We start from the raw sequence: 8,796 nt of genomic DNA, 5'->3' as shown, positions 1-8,796 counted from the left end.
ACTTGGGTGCGTTGGCTTCTCGATTTTAACACAAAACTGAATTCAGTCGTCTCCCGTTGGTCGGTTTATTTGTTGGCAAAAATTCATCTCACCGCTAACCTAACGGTGTAGCGGGAGTCCTCTTTTTGCATTTAAGATAGATGTTAATTATCGATAGAAAATACGCCCGAATTTCCGTACACCTACTGAGGCAATAAAGTTCTGAATGGCCATCTTGATTAAAAAAATCCGTGAATACCCTGAGTTATGTCCTTGATCGTTTGTCCAATCAGGCTAACAAAATTTGAAGGCGCACGAACATCGAACCAAGGCGGCGCGATGCACCGTCGGGTCGCATCTATGAGTCGGCGCAAAGGGGATTGCGGCTAGGACGATTCCCAAGCCCAGGGGGAGAATTTCAGGACGATCGCTGCTCCGCGACAGGCAGAAATCGCTAAGATGGTGTCTAAGCAGGCATTGCCTGTGGTGAACCATCCACCCTTTTTAGTCTTCGGTATTTGCTATGACTGCAACTCAAACCTCTCAAAAAGGTATTCTGCTCTCCGAAACTGCCCTCGAACATCTGCAAAAACTGCGATCGCAGCAAGGTAGCGATCTGTGCCTGCGGGTCGGCGTGCGTAATGGCGGCTGTTCGGGAATGTCCTACTCGATGGATTTTGAGACGGCTGAGAATATTCGCGAGGATGATGAAGTCTATGACTACAACGGCTTCCGCATTATCTGTGATCCCAAAAGTCTGCTGTATATCTACGGAATGCAGTTGGACTACAGCAATGCCCTCATCGGCGGCGGCTTCCAGTTTACGAACCCCAACGCCAACCAAACCTGCGGCTGTGGTAAGTCTTTCGGGGTGTAGGCCGTAACCCGCAGAACGGTGTACACTAAGCGATCGCGCTGATGTGCGAAGACGTTGCTTAACGATTGGAACTATGCCAGATTCTGTAACCTCACTCTATGAAAGTGGCCTGGAACGCTATCAAGCGGGGGAAAGTCCGGAAACGCTCATTCCGGTGTTCCGTGAAGTTTGCGATCGCGGTCGCAAAAATCCCGCCGCTTGGTCGAGCTTGGCTTGGCTGTATCTCCTGACCAACAAGGGCGAACAGGCCCTCAGCGCTGCCCAAAAAGGGATTAAACTTGACCCCAACGCCCCCCAAGCCCGGATCAATCTCGCCCTGGCGATGTTGGAAACCGGCAAAACGGGGGTGCGGGATCATGTAGAAGCCGCCCAAGACATGATGGCCGCTAGCCCCGAAATCCGCCAAGATATCATCGACAATATTGAAGATGGTTTGAGCCGTAAGCCCGATTGGAAAGCATTGCAACGTCTGAAAAAATGGCTGACGGAGTAAGGTTTTGCGATCGCGCCCCTGTTCTCTTCTGACACATTAAAATGGCTCCGAAGCAATCGCTCATTGGGCTAAAAGCCAGCCAATTCCGCCATCCCCTCGACCAAGATGCCACCCAGTCACTGCAACAAGTGCCGGGTTTGGATATTGCCATTCGGACGATGTTGGGGCCGGTGGTGGAAGAATTCATGTTCATCAACAATGTGGCCGCCACGGTGCAAGTCGGGCCGCAGCAATTGCCGCAGCTCCATGATCTCCTCCTCGAAGCCTGCGCAATCCTCGATGTGGAGTCGCCCCAACTCTATGTCAAGCAGCACCCCACCCCCAACGCCTACACCCTGGCGATGCGGGGCAAGCGGCCCTTTATTGTGATTCATACGGCGCTGATTGACCTGTTGACCTGGGAAGAAGTGCAGGCGGTGATTGCCCATGAGTTGGGGCATTTGAAATGTGAGCATGGGGTCTATATGACCTTGGCGAATGTGATGGTGCTGGCGGCTTCGATCGTGCCGACGTGGGGAGCATTGTTGACTCAGGCATTACAGGATCGGATGTTGGCATGGTCGCGCTGTGCGGAATTGAGCTGCGATCGCGCTGCCCTTCTCGCCTGCCAAAACCCCGATGTGGTGATGTCGGTGTTGATGAAGCTGGCGGGCGGGTCGCCGCGTTTGGCTCCGATGTTGAATCTGGATGCCTTTGTGGCCCAAGCGCGGGACTATGATGCGATCGCCACCCACGAACTCGGCCACCTGCTGCGATCGGCCCAAGTCCAGCAGTTAACTCACCCCTTCCCCGTACTCCGCGCCCGCGAAGTCCAACGCTGGGCCCAATCTTCTGATTATCAGGCCTTGCTGGAATCGAATCGAGGGGGCTATAATGGCAAAGCATCAAATACGGGTGAGTGGCGGAATTGGTAGACGCACCACACTCAAAATGTGGCGGCTTCGGTCGTGAGAGTTCGAGTCTCTCCTTACCCATGACAAACGCGACTTAAGATTAATATTCTTAAGTCGCGTTTGTCGCGTTTTTGCAATCCTGAAATTCTTTGGCGTGCGAGCTTCTCGCTCGCTGCCCCAATCCTGCCTCGATCCTCAATAGCCCGCAGGGAGAGGGACGTTGAGACCATTGAGCATGGATAAATTTTTACCCTTCAAGAGCCCCTTGTTGGCAACAATCCAGGCTTTACAGTTAGTGAAGGAGGGCAACATCAGCCTAGTGCAGCGTCAATGCCAAGAATTAGGATGTTTGTAGGGTGCTGTTAGCGAAGCGTAACACACCGTCACGTTGGGCGTTGGACATTCAAGACAATCCGAATATTAAGTCTTGACTCTGCACTAGTAGCGATCGCCCTACCCCGTTCAAGGTAATTGATGCAGCGAAGTGATTGCGGCCATCAACAATCTTGAAGTTTATTTCCTCTGTTTAGAAAATATTGAGTTCCCATTCTCAAGAGGGTTAAAATTAACGCATAAAAAGTAGTTATTTATACAGATCCTTGAATGTCATTATGCACAAAAATGCCCTCCCGATCGCGCCAGTGGATCTTCAAGCCGCCATTATTCGTGACCCCTTAACCGTGACCGGCGACACCCCCTTAATGGCGGCGATCGCGACCATGAACCAATCCAAAAACTACTGCTCCCAGGATCTCGCTACACGGGAAGCCGCCTGGCGACAGGAGGCGCGATCGAGTTGTGTGTTGGTGTTAGAAGACGATCGCGTTACGGGGATTCTCACCGAGCGGGATGTGGTGCGTTACTGTGCGGCGCAACAGGATTTGACCCATTGGACGATCGCCCACGGGATGCAGTCGCCGGTCATGACCTTACCAGAGGCGGAATTCACCGATGTATTAGTGGCCATCAATCGGTTGCAACAGCATCACATCCGCCATTTACCCCTCGTGGATGCCGCCGGTCGCCTCTCCGGCCTCCTCACCCATGAGAGTCTGCGGCACACCACCCGCCCCGTGGACTTGTTGCGCTTGCGGCGGGTGCATGAGGTGATGAGTCCGGCGGTGATTACCGCTGCGCCAGAGGTGTCGATGTTGACGATCGCGCAAATCTTGGCGCAGCATCGGGTGAGTTGTGTCGTGATCGTGGCCACCCAGGGGGAAGGAGACGCGGCGATCCAGCGTCCGGTGGGGATGATCACGGAGCGGGATGTGGTGCGGTTTCGCAGCCTAGAGGTGGATTTGTCCCATTGCAACGCTGCCACGCTAATGAGCCAGCCCGTGATTGAAGTGCAGACCGAGGATAGTCTGTGGCACGTGCAGACGACGATGGAAGAGCATCAGGTGCGGCGGGTGGTGGTGACGGACGATCGCGGTGAGTTGCAAGGCATTATCACCCAGAGCAGTTTATTAAATGTCCTGAACCCCATTGAATTGTTCCACTTGGCCGAGATGCTCGAAGCCAAGGTACAGCGCCTCGAAGCCGAAAAGATGACGTTGTTAGAGCAGCGGGCCAGCAACCTAGAGCACCAAGTGCAGGCCCGCACCGCAGAACTCAGCCACAAAGCTGAACAGGATCGGATTCTCAATGCGATCGCCCTCCAGATTCGCTCCTCGTTGGATTTACAAACCATCCTCGACACCGCTGTCGCTCAGATTCATCAGCTTTTGCAGTGCGATCGCGTCACGATGTGGCAAATGGATGACCAATACCATACCCGCGTTGTGGCCGAAGCCACCGATTCCCCCGACTTACTTGTAGGGGCAGATATTTTCGATGAATGTTTTGCTGAGTCCCTCACCGAACCCTATCGCGAGGGCAAGATTCACATTGTGCCCGACATTGAAACCGCCGCGATCGCCCCGTGTCATCGGGACTTGTTGCGGCGCATCTATACCCGCGCCAAAGTGATGGTTCCGCTGTTGTGTAATGACCAATTGTGGGGTTTTTTGAATGTGACAGAGCGGGACTTTCCCCGCCAGTGGCAACCCGCCGAAGTGGAACTCTTGCAAACCCTCTCGGTGCATTTAGCGATCGCCATTCAACAGGCCACCACCCATGCCCAGTTACACCAAGAATTACACGATCGGCAACAGGTCGAACAACGCTTAAACGACGCGCAAAAACTCGCCAAGGTGGGCAGTTGGGAATACGATGTGCAGACGGGTGACCTGTCGTGGACACGAGAAGTGGCACGGATTTTTGAGCGCGATCCCCTGGATTTTAATTCAGCCCAGGATGTGTTTTTTGAGGCAGTCCACCCGGACGATCTCGCCCTAGTTCAGCAAGCCTATGGGGATCATTTACGCGAGCAGCACCCCTATGATATTGTCCATCGTCTCTGGATGCCTGATGGACGGGTGAAATATGTTCACGAACAATGTGAAACGGATTATGCCGAGGATGGGACACCCTTGCGATCGCGGGGCATGGTGCAGGATATCACCGACCGTAAAGAAGTCGAAATTGCCCTCGCCACCCTCAACACCGAACTCGAAACCCGCGTCCAAGAACGCACCCAACAACTCCGCGAACAAGATCTTCAACTCCAAGAATTTTTAGAAAATGCCAATGATTTAATTCAAAGTGTGCGCTTGGCGGATAGTCATTTTGAATTTGTCAATCAAACCTGGCTCAATACCTTAGGCTATACCGCCGCAGAGGTGGAAAACCTGACCATTTTTGATGTGCTCCATCCGGATTATCATGACTCTTGCCGGGCGATGCTCGCTGAAATTCAAGCGGGCGATCGCTGCTACCTTGACCGGATGGAATTACTCTTTCTCACCAAAGATTGCCGGGAAATCGTTGTCGAAGGGAGCATTAACTGTCGCTATGAAGGGGAATATCCGGTGGCTGCCCGCGCCATTTTCCGCGACATTACCCACCAGAAAAACATCCTCGAAGCCCTCCGAGACAGTCAAAAACGGTATCAACGCCTAGTGGATGATATTGGCAGTAAATTTCTGATTTTCAGCCATACCGGAAAATTAGGGCGCTTGACCTATGTCAGCAGCGGTTGCGAAGCGATTTTTGGCCAAGATCGGGCGGATTTACTGGGTCAACCCTGGTTAGAAGCGGTGCAATGGCTCCCGGAGAGCCACGCCCAGAGCCACGCCATCCTAAACGACTTTTTCCAACATCCGCAACAGTCCCAACCTCAACAATGTGAACTGCAATTCCGCCACCCTGACGGCCAGATCCGGACGATCGCCCTACACCAACATCCGGTGCGGGATGAGGCCGGGACATTAATCGCCGTCGAAGGGATTGCCGAAAATATTACCGCCCAAAAAGCCGCCGCCATTCACCTCCAAAACCTCAACTATCGTCTCCAGATCGCGCTACGGTCTGTGGCGATCGGGATTTGGGATTGGAATATCCAAGCGCAGCACCTCACCTGGGACGATCGCATGTTTGAAATCTACGGCATTCAGGCGGACGACTTTACAGGACAGGTGGACTACTGGCGCGACATCCTCCATCCGGACGATCGCGAGGCCACCCTGGCGAAAATTCAACAAGCATTAACAGGGGTGTGCGAATTTGTCGATCAATTTCGGATTGTGCAGCCGACGGGCGAGGTGCGCTGGATCGATGCCCACTCGCTGATTCAACGCGATGCCCAGGGGAAGATCACCCACATGGTCGGGACGAATCTTGATGTGACTGAGCGGATTACGGCGGAGCAGGAACGCCAAACCCTCTTACAGGAATTGACGAATTTTAAATCTGCCATTGATCAAGCGGCGATCGTGGTGATTACAGATACCGACGGGACGATCCTCTATGCCAATGATCGGTTTTGTGAGCGATCGGGCTACACCCAGGCGGAGGTGATTGGGCAAACGCATCGTTTGGTGAAGTCGGGCTACCATCCGCCGGAATTTTTTGGGGAACTGTGGGAGACAATCCGCCAGGGGCGAGTGTGGCGGGGGGAGGTGTGCAATCGTACCAAGACGGGGGAACCCTATTGGATGGATACAACGGTTGTGCCGTTTCTGGATGATCAGGGCGCTCCGGTGCAGTATCTGGCGATTCGGTTTGACATTACGGCGCGAAAAGCGGCGGAAGTGGAGATTCAGCGGCAATTGGCGGCGATCGAGGCGGCGATCGATGGGATTGGTGTGCTGCAAGGGGATACCTACATCGCGGTGAATGATGCCCATCTGACGCTGTTTGGGTTGACGAAATCGTCGGAGCTAATCGGGCAATCTTGGCAGATGTTGTACGAAGCGTCAGAGATCCGACGGTTTAAGCGGGAGGTGTTTCCGGCGCTGAAACGCGATCGCGCCTGGAAGGGGGAAGCGATCGCTAAACGCACCGATGGGTCTACCTTTGTCGAAGAATTATCCCTCACCCTGACGGCAGAAAACTTGCTGATCTGTGTCTGTCGAGATGTGACGGAGCGCAAACAGGCCGAGCGCATTGTCCGCCAACAAGCCCAAAAGGATCATCTCTTAGCCAGCATTACCCAACAGATGCGATCGTCCTTGAGCCTGGCGGATGTGCTCAATACGACGGTGCAAGAGGTACATCAAGTGCTGCAATGTAGCCGGGTGCTGGTCTATCGGGTGTTTCCCTGGGGCAATGGAGCCGCGATCGCAGAATCCGCCCTGCCCGGTTGGTCGCGCTTGCTGGATCGGGAGTTTCCGGAGGAGGTCTTTCCGAAGGAAAACTACGATCGCTATGTGCAGGGGCGAGTGTTTGCCCTCCACGATCGCGACGCTCAACCCCAACAGGTCTTACCCTGTTTGGTGGAATTCCTCGCGGAAATTCAGGTGCGGGCGAAGTTGGTGGTTCCCATCGTGCAGCAGGGTAGTCTGTGGGGGTTGATCATTGCCCATCAATGCGATCGCCCCCGCGTTTGGCAAACCTGGGAAATTGACCTCCTGCGCAAAATCGGTGATCAATTAGCGATCGCCATTCAACAGGCGGATCTGTTTGAGCAGGTGCAAGCGGAACTCCTCGAACGCCAACAGGCCGAACAAAAACTCACCGAACGCAACCAAGAACTCGCCCTCTCCAACCAAAAACTCGAACGGGCCACCCGCCTCAAAGATGAGTTTCTCGCCAATATGAGCCACGAACTACGCACCCCCTTAAATGCCATTTTAGGCATGACCGAAGGCCTCCAAGACCAGGTGTTTGGCGCGATCGCCCCCGCCCAAACCAAAGCCTTACATACCATTGAACAAAGTGGCACCCATTTACTCTCCCTAATCAACGATATTCTCGACCTCTCTAAAATTGAGGCCGGGCAAGTTCACCTCGATTGCAGTCCCACCGCGATCGCGCCCCTCTGCCGTCAAAGCTTGAGCTTCATCAAGCAACAAGCCTATAAAAAGAAAATCACCCTCAAAACCCACATTCCCGCACATCTTCCACACATCACCCTCGATGAACGCCGGATTCGTCAAGTCTTGATTAACTTGCTCAACAATGCCGTGAAATTCACCCCCGACGGCGGCATAATTACCCTCACCGTAACCCTTGTGACCGCCACGGATCATCATGAATCGATGATTAAGTTAGCCATTCAAGATACCGGCATTGGCATTGCAAAGGATGATTTATCCCGTCTATTTCAACCCTTTATCCAAATTGATAGCGCCCTCAATCGTCAATATAGCGGCACAGGTTTAGGCTTGGCCCTCGTGCGTCGGATTGTGGAATTACACGGGGGCTATGTGGAAGTGGTTAGCGAAGTGAATCAAGGCAGTTGTTTTATGATTTATCTGCCGGGTTTAGTCACCGGAACGGAGGAAACCATGGCACAACTGAACTCGTCCGCCCCAGGGAGTGCCGACTCTCCAACCCATTCCTCTCAACCGATTGTGACCCCGCTGATTCTATTGGCGGAAGATAATGAGGCGAATGTTTTGACCCTATCGGGGTATTTAGAAGCGAAGGGCTATCAGCTTATTTTCGCGAAGACGGGAACCGAAGCGATCGCGATCGCCCAAGCCGAACAGCCCGACATCATTTTAATGGATATTCAAATGCCGGGCATGGATGGTTTAGAGGCGATCCAAACGATTCGGCAGGATGCAACAATTGCGACAATTCCGATTATTGCCCTCACCGCTTTGGCCATGACGGGCGATCGCGATCGTTGCCTCGCCGCCGGAGCCAATGCGTATCTCAGTAAACCCGTAAAACTACGCAATCTCATCACAATGATCCAGGAGTTACTCCAATCTTGATTTTTTTTGTTACTCTAGAGGAAAAAAGTAATCAGCCCAAATGGTTAATAGCAGAGAAAACGTTGATCAATATTGCTAGGTGGCGTTTGAGTCTTCTTTTCTTTGAACGCCTGTTGTCTTGATTGTGATCCATTGGCAATATCTTTAGTATCATCATTTTGAACCCACGTTTGTTGCATGTAGTCTAGATACATCTCACCCTTGCAAGTGTTTCAGATCACCCACCATTACCCCTGCTGGGAGTTAGTCTTTAAAATACATCTCCTTTTGAGAGGGGTGCGCGGTAGCGTG

At 53.0% G+C, this 8,796-nt stretch carries 4 protein-coding genes and 1 tRNA gene; all 5 read left to right on the top strand.

The window, feature by feature from the left end; all coding sequences use genetic code 11:
• Positions 1 to 502 precede the first annotated feature (502 nt).
• The 5 genes from PN477_RS06160 to PN477_RS06140 all read left to right on the top strand — a co-directional run bounded on the left by PN477_RS06160 (position 503) and on the right by PN477_RS06140 (position 8,505).
• Positions 503 to 856: a HesB/IscA family protein gene (locus tag PN477_RS06160; RefSeq protein ID WP_272122097.1), complete on the top strand. Its 354-nt coding sequence runs from the start codon at positions 503 to 505 to the stop codon at positions 854 to 856.
• Positions 857 to 929: 73 nt separating this feature from the next.
• Positions 930 to 1,349 carry a tetratricopeptide repeat protein gene (locus PN477_RS06155; protein WP_272122099.1) on the top strand — a complete coding sequence of 140 codons (420 nt, stop codon included), beginning with the start codon at positions 930 to 932 and terminating at the stop codon, positions 1,347 to 1,349.
• Between the two features lie 41 nt (positions 1,350 to 1,390).
• Positions 1,391 to 2,263, top strand: a complete 873-nt coding sequence (locus PN477_RS06150) for a M48 family metallopeptidase (protein WP_272122101.1) — start codon at positions 1,391 to 1,393, stop codon at positions 2,261 to 2,263.
• Positions 2,242 to 2,323: transfer RNA gene (locus tag PN477_RS06145), tRNA-Leu, on the top strand. Before PN477_RS06150 ends, PN477_RS06145 begins: the two co-directional genes overlap by 22 nt.
• A 518-nt stretch (positions 2,324 to 2,841) precedes the next feature.
• On the top strand, positions 2,842 to 8,505 hold the full coding sequence (locus tag PN477_RS06140; protein WP_272147089.1) for a PAS domain S-box protein: 5,664 nt from the start codon (positions 2,842 to 2,844) through the stop codon (positions 8,503 to 8,505).
• Positions 8,506 to 8,796 lie beyond the last annotated feature (291 nt).

Origin of the sequence: Spirulina subsalsa CS-330 (genome assembly GCF_028330765.1) — a bacterium.
In the GTDB taxonomy this organism is placed as follows: domain Bacteria; phylum Cyanobacteriota; class Cyanobacteriia; order Cyanobacteriales; family Spirulinaceae; genus Spirulina; species Spirulina subsalsa_A.
This window is presented reverse-complemented; position numbering and strand designations above follow the sequence as displayed.

Excerpts from the sequence above, each read along its gene's own strand:
- PN477_RS06160 (WP_272122097.1), top strand. The coding sequence starts at position 503 with ATGACTGCAACTCAAACCTCTCAAAAAGGTATTCTGCTCTCCGAAACT.
- PN477_RS06155 (WP_272122099.1), top strand. The coding sequence starts at position 930 with ATGCCAGATTCTGTAACCTCACTCTATGAAAGTGGCCTGGAACGCTAT.
- PN477_RS06150 (WP_272122101.1), top strand. The coding sequence starts at position 1,391 with ATGGCTCCGAAGCAATCGCTCATTGGGCTAAAAGCCAGCCAATTCCGC.